12 protein-coding genes are annotated in these 16,215 nt (G+C 66.9%); 7 read left to right on the top strand and 5 right to left on the bottom strand.

Annotated elements, in window-relative coordinates; all coding sequences use genetic code 11:
- Positions 1-11 precede the first annotated feature (11 nt).
- The 3 genes from AC5Y5W_RS10620 to AC5Y5W_RS10630 all read right to left on the bottom strand — a co-directional run bounded on the left by AC5Y5W_RS10620 (position 12) and on the right by AC5Y5W_RS10630 (position 4,399).
- Positions 12-1,832 carry a phosphoenolpyruvate carboxykinase (GTP) gene (locus tag AC5Y5W_RS10620; protein WP_500009395.1) on the bottom strand — a complete coding sequence of 607 codons (1,821 nt, stop codon included), beginning with the start codon at positions 1,830-1,832 and terminating at the stop codon, positions 12-14.
- Between the two features lie 126 nt (positions 1,833-1,958).
- Positions 1,959-3,443, bottom strand: coding sequence for a hypothetical protein (locus AC5Y5W_RS10625; RefSeq protein ID WP_500009396.1), 1,485 nt, complete (start codon positions 3,441-3,443; stop codon positions 1,959-1,961).
- Positions 3,440-4,399, bottom strand: a complete 960-nt coding sequence (locus AC5Y5W_RS10630; RefSeq protein WP_500009397.1) for a hypothetical protein — start codon at positions 4,397-4,399, stop codon at positions 3,440-3,442. The genes AC5Y5W_RS10625 and AC5Y5W_RS10630 overlap by 4 nt, the downstream gene beginning before the upstream one ends.
- Before the next feature lie 196 nt (positions 4,400-4,595).
- Here AC5Y5W_RS10630 and trmB point away from each other — a divergent pair, with 196 nt between their 5' ends.
- From trmB to mmpL3, 3 genes are read left to right on the top strand one after another with little or no spacing between them, the layout of a single operon-like run.
- The gene (gene trmB / locus AC5Y5W_RS10635; protein WP_500009563.1) at positions 4,596-5,372 is read left to right on the top strand and encodes a tRNA (guanosine(46)-N7)-methyltransferase TrmB; all 777 of its coding nucleotides are present in this window, start codon (positions 4,596-4,598) and stop codon (positions 5,370-5,372) included.
- Complete coding sequence (locus tag AC5Y5W_RS10640; RefSeq protein ID WP_500009398.1) at positions 5,369-6,070, top strand: NYN domain-containing protein; 702 nt, start codon at positions 5,369-5,371, stop codon at positions 6,068-6,070. The genes trmB and AC5Y5W_RS10640 overlap by 4 nt, the downstream gene beginning before the upstream one ends.
- Positions 6,071-6,119: 49 nt before the next feature.
- A complete protein-coding gene (mmpL3, locus tag AC5Y5W_RS10645) occupies positions 6,120-9,029 on the top strand; it encodes a trehalose monomycolate exporter MmpL3 (RefSeq protein WP_500009399.1) in 2,910 nt (969 codons plus the stop codon).
- Here mmpL3 and AC5Y5W_RS10650 read toward each other — a convergent pair.
- A complete protein-coding gene (locus AC5Y5W_RS10650) occupies positions 9,026-10,165 on the bottom strand; it encodes an AI-2E family transporter (protein WP_500009400.1) in 1,140 nt (379 codons plus the stop codon). The two genes, mmpL3 and AC5Y5W_RS10650, sit on opposite strands and share 4 nt — an antisense overlap.
- A 117-nt stretch (positions 10,166-10,282) precedes the next feature.
- Here AC5Y5W_RS10650 and AC5Y5W_RS10655 point away from each other — a divergent pair, with 117 nt between their 5' ends.
- Positions 10,283-11,500: a lysylphosphatidylglycerol synthase transmembrane domain-containing protein gene (locus tag AC5Y5W_RS10655; protein ID WP_500009401.1), complete on the top strand. Its 1,218-nt coding sequence runs from the start codon at positions 10,283-10,285 to the stop codon at positions 11,498-11,500.
- Positions 11,501-11,504: 4 nt separating this feature from the next.
- On the opposite strand, the gene AC5Y5W_RS10660 is transcribed toward AC5Y5W_RS10655, so the two are convergent.
- Positions 11,505-12,044, bottom strand: coding sequence for a hemophore (locus AC5Y5W_RS10660; protein WP_500009564.1), 540 nt, complete (start codon positions 12,042-12,044; stop codon positions 11,505-11,507).
- A 217-nt stretch (positions 12,045-12,261) separates the two neighbouring features.
- On the opposite strand from AC5Y5W_RS10660, the gene AC5Y5W_RS10665 reads away from it, so the two are divergent.
- Genes AC5Y5W_RS10665 through AC5Y5W_RS10675 form a run of 3 tightly spaced genes read left to right on the top strand, consistent with a single transcriptional unit; the run spans position 12,262 to position 16,198 of the window.
- Positions 12,262-15,249 carry an MMPL family transporter gene (locus AC5Y5W_RS10665; protein WP_500009565.1) on the top strand — a complete coding sequence of 996 codons (2,988 nt, stop codon included), beginning with the start codon at positions 12,262-12,264 and terminating at the stop codon, positions 15,247-15,249.
- On the top strand, positions 15,246-15,779 hold the full coding sequence (locus tag AC5Y5W_RS10670) for an XRE family transcriptional regulator (RefSeq protein WP_500009402.1): 534 nt from the start codon (positions 15,246-15,248) through the stop codon (positions 15,777-15,779). The genes AC5Y5W_RS10665 and AC5Y5W_RS10670 overlap by 4 nt, the downstream gene beginning before the upstream one ends.
- Entirely contained in the window at positions 15,779-16,198 is a 420-nt protein-coding gene (locus AC5Y5W_RS10675) for a CoA-binding protein (protein ID WP_500009403.1), read from the top strand. The genes AC5Y5W_RS10670 and AC5Y5W_RS10675 overlap by 1 nt, the downstream gene beginning before the upstream one ends.
- The last annotated feature ends 17 nt before the right edge of the window (positions 16,199-16,215 follow it).

Consider the following 16,215-nt stretch of genomic DNA (forward strand, 5'->3'; position numbering starts at 1 on the left):
CAGGAAGGTGGCTAGCCCAGCCGCTGCTTGAGGGCCTCGAACTCGTCTTTGACGCCAGTCGGCAACTTTTCGCCGACGAACTCGAACCACTCTTCGATCATCGGCAGTTCTTCGCGCCATTCGTCCGCGTTGACCGCCAACGCCCGGTCCACATCGGCGGCCTCGACGTCGAGACCGTCGAGGTCCAGATCCTGCGCGCTGGGCACGATGCCGATCGGAGTGTCCTGGCCGCCGGCCTTGTGCTCGATGCGGTCGACGATCCACTTCAGCACCCGGCTGTTCTCGCCGAAGCCCGGCCACAGGAACTTGCCGTCATCGCCGCGGCGGAACCAGTTCACGAAGAACACCTTCGGCATCTTGGACTCGTCGGAGTTCTTGCCGATGTCGATCCAGTGCTGGAAGTAGTCACCGACGTGGTAGCCGCAGAACGGCAGCATCGCCATCGGGTCGCGGCGCACGGTGCCCACCTTGCCCTCGGCGGCCGCGGTCTGCTCGCTGCCCATGGTGGCGCCCATAAACACCCCGTGCTGCCAGTCGCGCGCTTGGGTGACCAAGGGCACCGTGGTCTTGCGCCGTGCCCCGAACAAGATGCCCGAGATCGGCACGCCCTGCGGATCGTCCCATTCCGGCGCCAGGATCGGGCACTGCGACATCGGGGTGCAGTACCGCGAGTTGGGGTGGGCGGCTTTGGTTTCCGTCTCGCGGATGATCCAGTCCTGGCCCTTCCAGTCGATCAGGTGATCCGGCTCGCCCTCCAGGCCCTCCCACCACACGTCACCGTCGTCGGTGAGTGCAACGTTGGTGTACACGGTGTTGCCCGCTTCTAGCGTGCGCATCGCGTTGGGATTGGACTTCCAGTTGGTGCCGGGGGCAACCCCGAAGAAGCCGTACTCCGGATTGACCGCATACAGCCGGCCGTCCTTGCCGAATCGCATCCAGGCGATGTCGTCCCCGAGCGTTTCGGCGCGCCAGCCGGGAATCGTGGGCTGCAGCATCGCCAGGTTGGTCTTGCCGCACGCCGACGGGAACGCGGCGGCGAAGTAGTACGCCTTGTTCTCCGGCGAGATCAGCTTGAGGATCAGCATGTGCTCGGCCAGCCAGCCCTCGTCGTGGGCCATCGCCGAGGCGATCCGCAGCGAGTAGCACTTCTTGCCCAGCAGCGCATTGCCGCCATACCCGGAGCCGTAGCTCCAAATTTCGCGGGTCTCCGGGAAGTGGGTGATGTATTTGGTGTCATTGCACGGCCACGGCACATCTTTTTGCCCCGGCTCCAGCGGCGCTCCGACCGAGTGCAGCGCCTTGACGAAAAACCCGTCGTCGCCGAGTTTTTCCAGCGCGGCGGTGCCCATCCGGGTCATCACCTTCATCGAGACGACGACGTACTCGGAGTCGGTGATCTCCACCCCGAGCTTGGGGTCGTCGGCGCCGAGCGGGCCCATGCAGAACGGCACCACCCACATGGTGCGACCGCGCATACAACCGCGGTAGAGGTCGGTCATGATCGAGCGCATCTCGGCCGGGTCCATCCAGTTGTTGGTCGGCCCCGCGCCGCTTTCCTGCTCGGTGCAGATGAAGGTCCGGGATTCGACGCGCGCCACATCGGCCGGATCGGACAGCGCCAGGTAGGAGTTGGGCCGCTTGTCCGGGTTGAGCCGCTTGAAGGTGCCCGCCTCGACCAGTTGCTCGGCCAGCCGCAGCCACTCCTCGTCGGAGCCGTCGGCGAACACCACCCGCTCGGGCTCGGTGAGCTCGGCGACCTCGGCCACCCAGGACAGCAGGCCCTGGTGGTTTGTCGGCGCGGTATCCAGACCGGGAATGGTCGCTGAGGTCATCGAAATCTCCTGCACTCTTCTGCGTTGATGTTGCGCAGCTGGTTTGCGGTAGTCCTTAATACAGGTTATCGCGGGCCGTATACCCAAAATGGCGCGGGCGTGTATCAGCTAGCTCACGGGAACGATTCAGATCGCCTCATCTGCCACAGCTGTGGGCACGGACACCGCCTCCGGCGGCATCTGATGCGGGTCACCCAGTTCGTCGCGGATGGCTTCCAGCGCGGCCCGCAGCGTCGGCATTTCCCGGTCCCGCAGGGCGGCGGCCCTCGCCGCGACGACGGCATGCTCGCGCAGTTCGGCGTCGATGCCGCCGATCTGATCGGCCAGCCGCGCACCTTCCGCCTCGTCGTGCTCACTGAGCGCGGCGCTCAGCGCGGATTCGGCAGCCACGACCCGGGTAGCGACTAACTGCTCGACCCCGGACCGCAGCGAACCCGTCGCCTCGCCGATCCAGCGGTCGAGCACCGCGCGATCGGCCAGCAGGCCGCGGGTGCCCACCACCAGAACTGTTACCGCCAGTCCGACCACTACACAGCCGGCCGCGCTGGCGGCGGTCAGGCCCGGAGCCAAGTCGACCAGCAGCCGGCTCAGCGTCAGCGCCACCCCCAACCCGAAGCCGGCGCCCAACAGCAGCATCAGCCGGGTTTCCAGCCGCCGCGACTTCAACGGCGGCGCCGGTATGTCGATCTCGGGCAGCGCGCCGGGCGGCGGTTCCACGGCCAGCTTCAACACGTGCGCCACATCGGCCAGATGCGTCGTGATGCCCTCGTCAACTTCGGTAACCACCTCTTCGATGCGGCCGCGGGCATAGGCCTCGAACTCGGGCAGTTTGCGCCGGGTCAGCCCGGCCGCATCCTCCTGCAGTTCGGAACGCACCGACGCGCAGCGGTTGCGGGCGAAATAGGCCAGCTGGACGCGGGCCTGTTGGGTCTGGCTGCGCAGCGCGATGCTGCGCTCGGATTTGGTCAGCCGCCGTTCCCGCAGCAGCGTGTTGCGCTGCTCGCGCAGGTTGTCGACGCGTGCGCGCCGACCCGCGCCGTCGACCTCCCGGTCATACCGGCAGGCGACCGTCTGTAATCGGGATTCCCAGGCCCGCAACCGGTTTCGTCGCGCGATATCCGGCGCGGCAAGTTGCGCGTCGACCGCGGCAACCAGCTCGTCAACGCGTGCAGCGCCGCATTCCGGCGCGGCGGCCGCTCCCACCCAGGGCACCCGGCGGTAGCGCGGCGCGTGCTTCGCCAACGCGTCGCGGTTGCCGGCCAGCGTCTCGCGCCAGTTGCGGTGCCGGTCGATCTTGGACACCACGGCGATCACCACGTCGGTGTCGGCCGCCGCGGCATCAAGCAGTGCACAGTCGGATCCGGTCAACGCGGCGGCCGCGGACACCACGAACACCACGGCCGTCGGCGCCTCCCCCGCCGTCAGGTCCGCGGACTCGACAAATGTGTGCCGGGGCAACCGTTGGCGCAGCGCGGCGAGCACGCCGCTGACGCCGGCGAGCCACGGACCGGTGACCAGCACGGCGTCGCGGCGCTGAACGACAGGCGCAGTCAGCCGTGGACCGATGGCATTCACCAATGCATCCACCTCGACAACCGGGTCGCGGGTCATAAGCGCCCAGCCTGCGACCACAGCCGCAACGACCCCTTGGCGATGTCCGCGCCACAGGCGCGGTGCAGGCTCGTCACCGGCCCCCGGCCGTACCGTTGCCAGCGCACCGCGCGCTGCAGATGCGCTGCGGGGCTGTCGCATCGGTCGACGTGCAGTCCGGCCGCCTCGATGACATCGGCTGCGGCGACCATCCGGGCGATCACCGTCTCATCGCGGGCCAAAAACGCAGCAACCGACGAGTCGGTGACGGCCATCGCCGCCAGGCCGGCGATGGCGTCGAGCAGCCGCTGATACCGCACCTCGGCGCCGGCGGCCGTGATGGCGCCGACGACGATGTCGATGCGGCTCAGCCGGCGCAGGCTGGCCTGGACCGACGCCGTGGGTGCTCCGGAGCTGATGGCGGCGGTCGCCCGGATGACGCCGAAGAGGTCGAGCGTGTCCAGCAGCCGCCGCCGAACCTGCACCGGCAGCGGGTGGGCGGCGGCCAGGAAACTGTCCGCAGAACTCACGTCGGCCGGCTCGCCGGCCAGCCGCCGCAGCGCGGTCCACATCGTGTCGTCCAGCAAGCCGTCGAGTACGGCGACGGCCAGCACTGCCACCATGGGCTCGATAGGTACTCCCAGCTCAGCGGTGGCTCCGGCGGCGATGTCGGCCTTGTTCAACACCGCCAGCAGCGGCCGGCGCGCGGCCGCGACTGCGGCGCGATCCTCGGGTTTGACCACTTCGGCGATGACGTAGACCTGTAGGTCCGCATCATCCTGCGACGGTGTCACCGCGATACCGGCGCGAGTGAGGGCCCGCGCGACAGTCCGGCGACCCACCCCGCGGCGCCCGCAGACGACCACCCGCACCGGCGCATTGAGCCGCTCGGCGATTCCCGCGCAGCGCTCGTCGTCGGTCTGGGCGGTGTATCGCGCCAGCTCGTCGACGAAATCCCGGTACCGCTGTCCGATCATGTCCGCCTGCTACATCAGATTGTCTGGTTGCCCGCCGGTTGCCCGGCCTGCCATTCTGGCCGAGCGGGGGTGAGGAACCGGCGGGCAGGACCTATCGAATGGTGGCATCTGCCTCGCCGGGCCGCGAGCCACCCGCCACCGTAGAAGGCAACTGTTGGGTATCAATCTGCACCACGGGCGGCTACCTGATGGGTTTATGGGTAACCATGGACAAATGCATGCACAGCCCGGGGTAGAGGCACGCCCCGATACGGCGGTGTCAGCGCAGCGCACGACCGGCAACTATCCCCGCACGACCAGTTTCCGCACCCGGCGTTCGGCCCTCAGCAACGCCCAGCAGCGGACCTGGGAGCGGCTCTGGCCAGAACTCGGCATCGCCGCCCGCGGCCCAGACGGCCCTGCCGCACAACTGAACGTCGGCGCCTGGTTCGGACGTGAAGCCCCAGTGGTTCTGGAGATCGGTTGCGGCACTGGGACTTCCACGCTGGCGATGGCACAGGCCGAGCCTGACGTCGATGTGATCGCAGTCGAGGTGTACCGCCGTGGCCTGGCGCAGCTGTTGAGTGCCATCGAACGCGAGAACGTCACCAACATCCGATTGATCCGCGGAGACGCCGTCGACGTGCTCGACCATCTCATTGCCCCTGCCGCGCTCACCGGGGTGCGGGTGTTCTTTCCGGATCCGTGGCCCAAGGCCCGCCACCACAAGCGCCGGCTGCTGCAACCGGCCACTGTGGCCCTGATCACCGATCGACTGCATTCGGGCGGCGTGCTGCACGCCGCGACCGACCACGCCGGCTACGCCGAGCAGATCGCCGAGGTCGGCGACGCCGAACCACGGCTGCACCGGCTGAGTCCCGACACCCCGGGACTGCCGATCTCGGTTGTTCGGCCGATCACCAAATACGAGACCAAGGCCCGCGACGTCGGCAGCGCCGTGACCGAGTTGCTCTGGGAAAGACGCCAACCATGAGCGTGACGGAACACGCCGGCACCGAGACACCTGATCCGGCCACACCGGGCGGTGACATCGGCGGCGTGGCACCGGCCGCATCGCGGGTGCTGCTGGTGTGGGATGCACCCAACCTGGACATGGGCCTGGGGTCCATCTTGGGCCGCCGGCCCACTGCACTGGAACGGCCCCGTTTCGACGCGCTCGGCCGTTGGTTACTCTCCCGCACCGCCGATGTGACCGCCGACGGTCAGGACGGCTCGGCTGAACCCGAAGCCACCGTCTTCACCAACATCGCGCCGGGCAGCGCCGAAGTGGTCCGGCCATGGGTCGATGCGCTGCGCAACGTGGGGTTCGCCGTCTTCGCCAAGCCGAAGATCGACGAGGACAGCGACGTCGACAGCGACATGCTCCACCACATTGCGCAGCGCCGCGGCGAGGGGCTGGCGGCACTGATGGTGGCCTCCGCGGACGGCCAAGCCTTCCGCCAGCCGCTGGAAGAGATCGCCCGCGACGGGGTTCCGGTTCAAGTGCTCGGATTTCGCGAACATGCGAGTTGGGCGTTAGCGTCGGATACCTTGGAGTTCGTCGACCTGGAGGACATACCTGGTGTTTTCCGGGAGTCGCTACCGCGAATCGGACTGGATTCGCTGCCTGAACAGGGAGCGTGGCTGCAGCCGTTCCGGCCGCTGTCGTCGCTATTGACCTCGCGTGTGTGACAACTCAAAAGCAATGCGCGGGTCGCCACAGATCCAGTAAGGAGCTTACGTGTTCGCCTGGTGGGGACGAACTGTCTACCGCTACCGATTCATCGTAATCGGGGTCATGGTGGCGTTGTGCCTCGGCGGCGGCATCTTCGGGATGAGCCTCGGTAAGCACGTCACCCAGAGCGGGTTCTACGACGAGGGCAGCCAGTCGGTGCAGGCGTCAATCCACGGCGACGAGGCGTATGGGCGCGACCGCACCAGCCACGTTGTTGCCGTTTTCACCGCGCCCAAGGGTAAGACCGTCGACGACAAGCAGTGGTTCGACGGCATCAAAAACGGGCTCAACAAGGTCAAAAGCGACCACCCGGACCAGGTGCTCAGTTGGGTGGGGTACTTCACCAACCCCGAGGCGCTGCATAACATGGCCGATCCCGACAAACAGCATGCCTTCGCGTCCATTCAGCTCAAGGGCGACGACGACGACACCATCCTGAAGAACTACCAAGCCGTCGAGCCGAGCCTGCAAAAGCTCGACGGCGGCACAGTCAAACTGGCCGGTTTGCAGCCGATCGCCGACGCATTGACCGGCACCATCGCCACCGACCAGAAGCGGATGGAGGTCCTGGCGCTGCCGCTGGTGGCAGTGGTGCTGTTCTTTGTATTCGGTGGGGTGATCGCCGCCGGTCTGCCGGTGATGGTCGGCGGTTTGAGCATCGCCGGGGCGACGGGCATCCTGCGGTTGGTCACTCTGTTCGGACCGGTGAACTTCTTCGCCCAGCCGGTGGTCTCGCTGATCGGTTTCGGACTCGCCATCGACTACGGGCTGTTCGTGGTGAGCCGCTTCCGTGAGGAGATCGCCGAGGGCTACGACACCGAGGCCGCGGTGCGCCGCAGTGTGATGACGGCCGGTCGGACCGTGGTGTTCTCCGCGGTGCTGATCATTGTCTCGGGCGCTGCCCTGCTGGTGATGCCGCAGGCCTTCGTCAAGGGGCTGACCTACGCCATCTTCGCGGCGGTGGGGCTGGCGGCGCTGCTGTCGATCACGCTGCTGCCGGCCTGCCTGGGCGTGCTGGGCCGCCACGTCGACGCACTCGGGGTGCGGACCCTGTTGCGGGTGCCGTTCTTCCGCAACTGGAAGCCGATGAACTGGTGGCTGAACTTCTTGGCGGACAAGACCCAGAAGACCAAAACTCGCGAGGAAGTCGAGGGCGAGTTCTGGGGCAAGCTGGTCAACATCGTGATGAAGCGGCCGCTGGCCTTCGCCGTCCCGATCGTGATCGCGATGATCCTGCTGATCATCCCGTTGGGCAAGCTGTCCTTCGGCGGCATGAGCGAGAAGTACCTGCCACCGGACAATTCCGCCCGCGTGGCCCAAGAGCAGTTCGACAAGATCTTCCCCGGCTTCCGGACCGAGAAGCTGACGCTGGTGATCGAATCCGAGAACCACAAGGACGTCACCAATCAACAGGTCTCCGACGTCCGCAACAAGGCGATGGCGATCAGCGGGTTCGTCAAGCCCGACGACAACTCGGCCGACATGTGGAAGGAACGCCCCGAGTTGCCGGGTGCGTCGAAGGACAAATCGGTGCGGGTGATCGAGAACGGCTTGGTCAACCGCAACGACGCCGCGCAGAAGATCAAGGAACTGCGGGCGATCCCTGTCCCCAAGGGGCTGAACCTGCTGGTCGGCGGTACCCCCGCTCTCGAGCAAGACAGCATCCATGCCTTGTCCGCCAAGGGTCCGCTGATGCTGGTGATCCTGCTGACCACCACCACCCTGTTGATGTTCCTGGCGTTCGGGTCGGTGGTACTGCCGCTCAAGGCCGCCGTGATGAGCGCGTTGACGCTCGGGTCGACGATGGGGATCCTGACCTGGATCTTTGTCGACGGGCACGGTGCAGGGTTATTGAACTTCACCCCGACGCCGTTGATGGTGATCATCATCGCGCTGGTGGTCGCGGTGGGCTGGGGTCTGGCCACCGACTATGAAGTGTTCCTGGTCTCCCGGATGGTGGAGGCGCGGGAATCCGGCATGTCCACTTCGGAGGCGATCCGAATCGGCACGGCCACCACTGGACGGTTGATCACCGCCGCGGCGCTGATCCTGGCCGTGGTCGCCGGCTCGTTCGTGTTCTCCGACCTGGTGATGATGAAGTACCTGGCGTTCGGCTTGATGGCGGCCCTGTTGCTGGACGCCACCGTGGTGCGGATGTTCCTGGTGCCGTCGGTGATGAAGTTGCTCGGCGACGACTGTTGGTGGGCGCCGCGCTGGATGAAACGGCTGCAGAACCGCCTGGGGCTCGGCGAGATCCACCTGCCTGCCGAGCGCAAACGGCCTACCCGTCGACCCCAGCAGACCCCCGTCGCGGCGCTCGTCCCGGCTGCCGCAAAACCTCGACCGCCGCACGATCCCACCCACCCGATGGAAGGACCTGTCCGTCGGCGTCCGCCCGTTCGGCCGGATCAGCGGCCGCCGGTTCCGGAGGCGCCGTCGACTGCCGGTACCACCCGGATGCGGGTTCCGGAGCCCGACAACTCAGACGAGCCGGCGACGACTCGCATCCCCAAGCCCAGAGATGCCGCACCCGCTCCCACCCGCGGCGGCGACCGCCCACCCGCGTCGAGCGGTCAACCTGCAACGGGCGAACCGCCCGCCGGTGCGGAAGATCGTGAGATCGAGTCCTGGCTCAGCGAGCTGCGTGGCCCGAAACAAGGTGAACAGCAAGCTGATTCGCGCGACACTGCCAATCCCACACCGGTGCCGCCGGACCGACCCGCCGAGGAGGCGCCCTCCGACGAGGGTGATACGACCACCGCCATCCCGATCGCGCCATCGGATGACAGCGATTCCGACGCGGCAACCGAGAAGCTGAATTCTCGCGGTGCGGATTCTCCCAACACCGAACGGCCCCGACGCCGTGGCGGCGGCCTCAGCGCGCAGGATCTGCTGCGCCGTGAAGGGCGGTTCTAGCCCGACGCCGACTCGGCTTCGACGTCATCGGGTTCGGCCTCGATGATGGCCTCGCCGTTTTCGGCGAGCTCCTCGGCCTCCTCCGACGGTTCCCGGGCGAGCAGCACTTTGAACGCGTTATTGAGGAACGCCACCGTCGGGACGGACAGCAGCGCACCGACGATCCCGGCCAGCACCCCCCCGGTCGAGATCGCCAACACGATCGCCAGCGGATGGATCGCTACCGCCCGCCCCATCACCAGCGGCTGCAGGATGTGCGCCTCGAGCTGGTTGACCCCGACGATGATGCCCAAAGTGATCAGCGCGTAGACGAATCCCTTGGCGAGCAGCGCCACCACCACAGCCAGAAAGCCACTGATTACCGCACCGATCAGCGGGATGAAGGCGCCCAGGAACACCAGCGAGGCCAGCGGCAGGGCCAGCGGCACACCCAGGATCGCCAGCCCGATGCCCACGCCCGCCGCGTCGACCAACGCCACCAGCGAGGTGCCGCGTACGTAACCGATCAGCGACCCGTATCCGGCCCGGCCTGCTTCGCGCACCCGTTCTCGCGCGTTGACGGGAAAGATCTTGGTGACGTACTCCCAGATGTTGCGGCCGCCGTAGAGAAAAAAGATCAGCGTGAACAACATCATCAGCCCGGCGGTGACGATCTCGGTGAGGGTTGCCGCCGTGGCCAGGGCACCGCTGGTCAGCTTCGCCTGGTTGTTCTGCAGCGCCTCGATCGCGGTGTTACCCGCGTTGTCGATCTGCTGACGGCTCACATGCAACGGGCCTTCGATCAGCCATTTGCGGGTGGAATCGATGCTTTGCGTGACCCGGTTGATCAGGTCCGGCAATCCGATGACGAACTGGGTGATGACGAACGACAGAATGCCGCCCAGAATCGCAAAGCCGCTCAGCAACACCAGCGTCACTGCGAGGCCGCGTGGCACGCGCCGACGGTCCATCCAATCCACCGCCGGCACCAGCAGAGCGCTCAACATCAACGCCAGCAGCACCGGGACCACGATGATTTCCAGCCTTTTGACGACCCAGAGGAACGCGACGGCAGCGGCCAAGATGACCAATAATCGCCAGGCCCAGGCCGCTGTTTTGCGGACGAGGGGTTCAACCGAGTCGTCGATTGACGGCATGCCGGTAAGCGTAACCGGCGTTCCACCGCACCAACCGGCTAACAAACCGGTGCCGATGCCGACACGGCCCGCCGCGGCGGCGAACATGGCGCCACCTGCGCGGCTACCCTAAACCACGTGTCGCACGACGCACCGTCCAAAACCGTCGACGGTCAGCAGGAACTACCAGCCCACGGCAAGTATTGGTGGCTTCGTTGGGTTGTCCTGGGCGTCGTCGCGATCGTGCTCGCCGTCGAGGTGGTGCTGGTCTGGGACCAGTTGGCCAAGGCGTGGAAGAGCCTTTACACAGCGAAGTGGTGGTGGCTGCTGGCCGCCGCGATCGCAGCCGGTGCCTCGATGCACAGCTTCGCCCAGATCCAACGCACGCTGCTGAAATCCGCCGGAGTGCACGTCAAGCAATGGCGGTCGGAAGCCGCGTTCTACGCCGCCAACTCGCTGAGCACCACACTGCCCGGTGGGCCGGTGCTGTCAGCCACGTTTTTGCTACGGCAGCAACGGCTTTGGGGGGCTTCGACGGTAGTGGCGTCGTGGCAGCTGGTGATGTCGGGTGTACTGCAGGCGGTGGGGCTGGCGCTGCTCGGTCTGGGCGGCGCCTTCTTCCTGGGCGCGAAGAACAACCCGTTCTCGTTGCTGTTCACGCTCGGCGGCTTCGTCGCCTTGCTGCTGCTCGCCCAGGCGGTGGCATCGCGGCCGGAACTGATCGACGGCATCGGCGTCCGGGTGTTGTCCTGGATCAACTCGGTGCGCGGCAAGCCGGCCGACACCGGCCTGGCCAAGTGGCGCGAGACGCTGCACCAGTTGGAATCGGTCAGTCTGGGCCGCCGCGATCTTTCCCTGGCGTTCGGTTGGTCGCTGTTCAACTGGATCGCCGACGTGGCCTGTCTGGGCTTCGCCGCCTACGCCGCCGGCGGCAATGCATCGGTGGCCGGGCTGACCGTCGCCTACGCCGCGGCCCGCGCGGTCGGCACCATACCGCTACTGCCCGGCGGGCTGTTGGTGGTCGAAGCGGTTCTGGTACCCGGCCTGGTATCCAGCGGCATGACGCTGCCCACCGCGATCTCGGCGATGCTGATCTACCGGCTGATCAGCTGGTTGTTGCTGGCCGCAATCGGCTGGGTGGCGTTCTTCTTCATGTTCCGCACCGAGAACGAGGCCGACCCTGACGCGTTGGAAACGAACGCTGAAACCGAGACCACAACCGACGCTTCGGCTCACACCGGGCCGGCGACACCGCAAAACGGAACCTCGCCCGCCGATCCGTCCGACAACGCACTGCAAGGCCCGCTCCCCCCGCTGGAGCAGCACGCCAACAAATCGGTGCGAAACGAGGGCTGAGCGCCTACCTGCCCGGGGTTGACGGCGCCGGGGGCGGACCCGGAAGCGGTCCCGTCGCCGCCGGAACCGTGCCCTGCATCCCGGCGACCGCCTGCGCCGCTGCACCTCCCGGCAAGCCACCGGGCAGCCCACCCGGAAGCCCGCCCTGCGCAGCCTGCATGGCCCCGAGCACCTGAGGGATCGAAATCGGCAGCTTGCACCGGGTCGACAAGCCGGTGAGCGGCTGCGAGATCGCCGTCAAATCGCCGGCCACCTTGGGGTTGGCTTCGAAGTAGGTCTTCAACGACGCGACCGATTGGGGTCCGGCCGGCTGCTGCATGATCGTGGTCATCGCCTGGTTGGTCTCCGGGTGTGAATCCAGATAGTCACCAGCGGACTTCGCCACGGAGCTGACTGTCCGGGCCATCTCGCTGGCAGCGCAGGGATCCGAGGCACCGACCGCCGACGGCACAGCCAACGACAGCGCCGCGGTGCCGCCCAGGGCAGTGGCGGCCAGCACGCCCAGCAGGCTGCGGCGCGGTGTGCTCCCGGACAGGAAACTCATCGATAACTCCTCGACGTCGGCGATCACCGGACATCCTGCCATCGGGTGCAGCGACCCGGCCAATTCGCACCGCTGAGAGGCTGCTGTGGATCGGCACCCCGTTGCCGAGTTGTTGCTGCTCAGAGACCGCCAAGCCGCAAAACATTACCCCATGCTGCGGTAGGCTCGCCTGCACGCAACGCGGGAGAATGCGGGGAGACACGAAATCCAGCAATTCATAATGCGCCTCAGCAGTAACCTGCGCCGATTCCGCTGGTTGGTCTTCACGGGTTGGCTGCTGGCGCTGATCCCCGCGATCTATCTGACGGTGACCGAATCGGGCCACCTGACTGGCGGCGGCTTCGAGGTGGCCGGCTCGCAGTCGCTGAGCGTCCATGACGAACTCGAGGCGCATTACCCCGACCAGGGCGCATCACCGCTGGCGTTGGTGGCCGCGCCGCGCGCGGACGCCAGCTACCAAGACATGAACGACGCGGTCGCGATGCTGAAGCGGGTTGCCGGCGAAGTGGCCGACGTGGCGATCGTGCCCAACCCCACCCAACGGGCGCCGCAGCCGGACCGTCCCTATGTGGTGTCGCTGCGACTGGACTCCAACAACACCGGCGCCAGCGCCAGTGACGCCGCCAAGAAGCTGCGCACCAAAGTCGGTGTCCACGGTGACCGGTCCGGGCAGATCGAGAACGGGCGGGTGCGCCTGTATGTCATCGGCCAGGGTGCGCTCAGCACGGCCGCGGCGGCCAACACCAAACACGACATCGCTGCCGCCGAGCGATGGAATTTGCCGATCATTCTGATCGTGCTGCTCGCGGTGTTCGGTTCGCTTGCGGCCGCGGCGATCCCGCTCGCACTCGGCATCTGCACGGTCGCCATCACGATGGGCCTGGTCTATCTGCTGTCGGCTTACACCACGATGTCGGTGTTCGTGACCTCCACGGTGTCGATGTTCGGCATCGCGCTGGCCGTCGACTATTCGCTGTTCATCTTGATGCGCTTCCGCGAGGAACTGCGGGCCGGACGTCAGCCGCAGGAGGCCGTCGACGCGGCGATGGGCACCTCGGGACTGGCGGTGGTGCTGTCCGGTATGACGGTCATCGCCTCGTTGACCGGGATCTACCTGATCGACACCCCGGCGCTGGCGTCGATGGCGACGGGCGCGATCCTTGCGGTCGCGGTGGCGATGCTGACCTCGACCACGATGACGCCGGCGGTGCTGGCGACGTTCGGGCGGGCGGCCGCCAAGAGATCCGCGGCGCTGCACTGGTCGCGGCGACCCGAGACCACGGTGTCACGGTTCTGGACCCTCTGGATCGGTTGGGTGATGCGCCGGCCGTGGGCATCGGCGTTGGCCGCGTCGGCGGTCCTGATCGCGATGGCGGCGCCGGCGCTGTCGATGATTTTGGGCAACAGCCTGCTGCGCCAGTTCGACTCGTCACATGAGATCCGCGCCGGCGTGGCAGGGGCGGCCGAAGCGCTGGGACCCGGCGCGCTGGGCCCGGTGCAGGTGCTGGTGACCTTCCCGAACGGAGACGCATCCTCGCCGGGCCACAGCCAGGCACTCGGGGCGATCCGCCACGAAATCGCCCAAGCCCCCGACATCGTGACCGTGGCACCGCCGGTGTTCGCCGACGACAACAGCAGCGCGATGCTTTCTGCGGTGTTGTCGGTCGACCCCGAGAGTCTGGCTGCCCGCAACACCATCGACTGGATGCGGACCCAGCTGTCTCGCCTGCCGGAAGTCGGCTCGGCACAAGTGGACGTGGGCGGGCCGACCGCGCTGATCAAAGATTTCGACGACCAGGTGTCGAAGACGCAGCCGCTGGTGCTGGTGTTCGTTGCGCTGATCGCGTTCGTCATGCTGCTGGTGTCGATCCAGTCGGTGTTGTTGGCCTTCAAAGGCGTGGTGATGACCGTGTTGTCGGTGGCGGCCGCCTACGGCAGCCTGGTGATGGTTTTCCAGTGGGGCTGGCTGGAAAAGCTCGGCTTCACACCGATCACCTCGATCGACAGCACGGTTCCGCCCCTGGTCCTGGCAATGACCTTCGGCTTGTCGATGGACTACGAGATCTTCTTGCTGACCCGGATCCGGGAACGCTTCCTGCAGACCGGCAACACCCATGACGCGGTGGCCTACGGCGTGAGCACCAGTGCGCGCACCATCACCAGCGCGGCGCTGATCATGATCGCGGTGTTCATCGGTTTCGCGTTCGCCGGCATGCCGCTGGTCGCCGAGATCGGGGTGGCGTGCGCGGTTGCGATCGCGGTGGATGCCACCGTGGTGCGACTGGTGATGGTCCCGGCGCTGATGGCGATGTTCGACCAGTGGAACTGGTGGCTGCCGGGCTGGTTGCACCGCATCCTGCCGTCGGTGGACTTCGAAAAGCCGCTGCCGACGGTGGATCTGGGCGACGTGGTGATGATTCCCGACGACATCTCCGCGCCGGTGGTGCCCGGCGCCGACCTGCGCATGGTGCTCAAGTCCGCGGCCAAACTCAAGAACCTTGCCCCCGATGCGATCTGCGTGGCCGACCCGCTGGCGTTCACCGGAAGCGGGCGCGGCGGCGAGCTACGGGGACGGGTTAAAGGCGGCGACGACGCCTCCACCAACCGGACCGCCCTGGTTACCGCGGCCGCCGGCAACGGTGGATCAAGGGCGCGCAAATTCGTCGGCGGCCTGGCGTACCGCAACGGCGTGCGGGCGGCACCGCGGGCCGTGCGCCCGGTGCACCCGGTCACGGTATGGCGCGGCCGGCTCTCGGTGGCGCTGGACGCGTTGCAAACCGAAGCCTCCGACAGCGACGTCGAACAGCCGGTGTGCGAGCGGCGCAGCCCGGTGGAAACCACCCACGTACAGTTGCCCACCGGCGACCGCCTGCAAATCCCCACCGGCGCCGAAACGCTGCGTTTCAAGGGTTACCTGATCATGTCCCGCAACAGCAGCCGCGACTACGCCGAATTTGCTGAGCTGGTCGACGTCATGGAGCCTGAAACCGCCGCGGTGGTGCTGGCCGGGATGGACAGGTACTACGGTTGTCAATCAGCCAGGCGGCAATGGATCGCTACCCAGTTGGTGCGTCGGCTCGCGGATCCACATCCCGCCGATGTGGACGAGGACGGTTGGCCGGACCCGGAAGGGAAGGCAGACTGGGAGAAGGTCAGAGCGCGCTGCCTGTCGGTGGCGGTAGCAATGCTGGAGGATGCGAGGTGACGTTGGCAGCGGACCGACGCCCCGGGCCGGCGCCACGTCGGCCCGCCGCCGACCGCGGTCCGGTGTCGCCGCCGCGCGGCGGTGCCTCCCAAGCCGATCAGCCGGTCGAGTTCTGGCCCACTTCGGCGATCAGTTCGGCGCTGGAAAGCGGCGATATCGCCACCTGGAAACGAATCGCCGTCGCTCTCAAACGTGACCCGTACGGGCGGACCGCCCGCCAGGTCGAAGAGGTGCTGGAGCGCTCGCGTCCCTACGGGATCGCCAAAGCGCTCGCAGAGGTGCTGGAGCGTGCCCGCGCGCACCTGGAAGCCAACGAGCGTAAAGAAGTCGCTCGCCACGTGCAGGTGCTGGTCGAGCGATCCGGGCTCGAACAAGACGAATTCGCGTCGCGCATCGGTGTACCCGTCGACGAGTTCGCCGGCTATCTCGATGCCGCGGACAGCCCGTCGGCGTCGCTGATGATCCGGATGCGCCGGCTGTCCGACCGGTTTGCCAACGCGCGTACGCGTCGTCCGCCCGGCAACAACTGATGACCGGTCAGCCCGATGCCGCCGCGCTGCGACGCATCCTGCAGGACACCCAGACGATCGCAGTGGTCGGGGCATCGGCCAACCACAGCCGACCAAGCTATGAGATCTACTCGTATCTGATCTCGACCGGCCAGTATCAGGTGTTTCCGGTCAACCCGACGATCACTGAAATCGACGGCGCCAAGGTTTACCCGCGCCTATCCGACCTGCCCGTAATACCCGACATGGTCGACGTCTTCCGCCGCCTCGAGGAGTTGCCCTCTGTGCTGGCCGACACGCTCGCTCTGGAACCGCACCCGAAAACCCTGTGGCTGCAGCAGGGTTTATGGCATGAGCAGGTGGGCCGGGAGGCGGCTGCCGCAGGGCTGCACGTCGTGATGGACCGTTGCCTGATGGTCGAGCACGCGCGCCTGCGCTGACGCCGGCGCCGGTTGCC

The organism is Mycobacterium sp. NGS51 (assembly GCF_059812525.1).

Excerpts from the sequence above, each read along its gene's own strand:
- AC5Y5W_RS10620 (WP_500009395.1), bottom strand. The coding sequence starts at position 1,832 with ATGACCTCAGCGACCATTCCCGGTCTGGATACCGCGCCGACAAACCAC.
- AC5Y5W_RS10625 (WP_500009396.1), bottom strand. The coding sequence starts at position 3,443 with ATGACCCGCGACCCGGTTGTCGAGGTGGATGCATTGGTGAATGCCATC.
- AC5Y5W_RS10630 (WP_500009397.1), bottom strand. The coding sequence starts at position 4,399 with ATGATCGGACAGCGGTACCGGGATTTCGTCGACGAGCTGGCGCGATAC.
- trmB (WP_500009563.1), top strand. The coding sequence starts at position 4,596 with ATGGGTAACCATGGACAAATGCATGCACAGCCCGGGGTAGAGGCACGC.
- AC5Y5W_RS10640 (WP_500009398.1), top strand. The coding sequence starts at position 5,369 with ATGAGCGTGACGGAACACGCCGGCACCGAGACACCTGATCCGGCCACA.
- AC5Y5W_RS10650 (WP_500009400.1), bottom strand. The coding sequence starts at position 10,165 with ATGCCGTCAATCGACGACTCGGTTGAACCCCTCGTCCGCAAAACAGCG.
- AC5Y5W_RS10660 (WP_500009564.1), bottom strand. The coding sequence starts at position 12,044 with ATGAGTTTCCTGTCCGGGAGCACACCGCGCCGCAGCCTGCTGGGCGTG.
- AC5Y5W_RS10675 (WP_500009403.1), top strand. The coding sequence starts at position 15,779 with ATGACCGGTCAGCCCGATGCCGCCGCGCTGCGACGCATCCTGCAGGAC.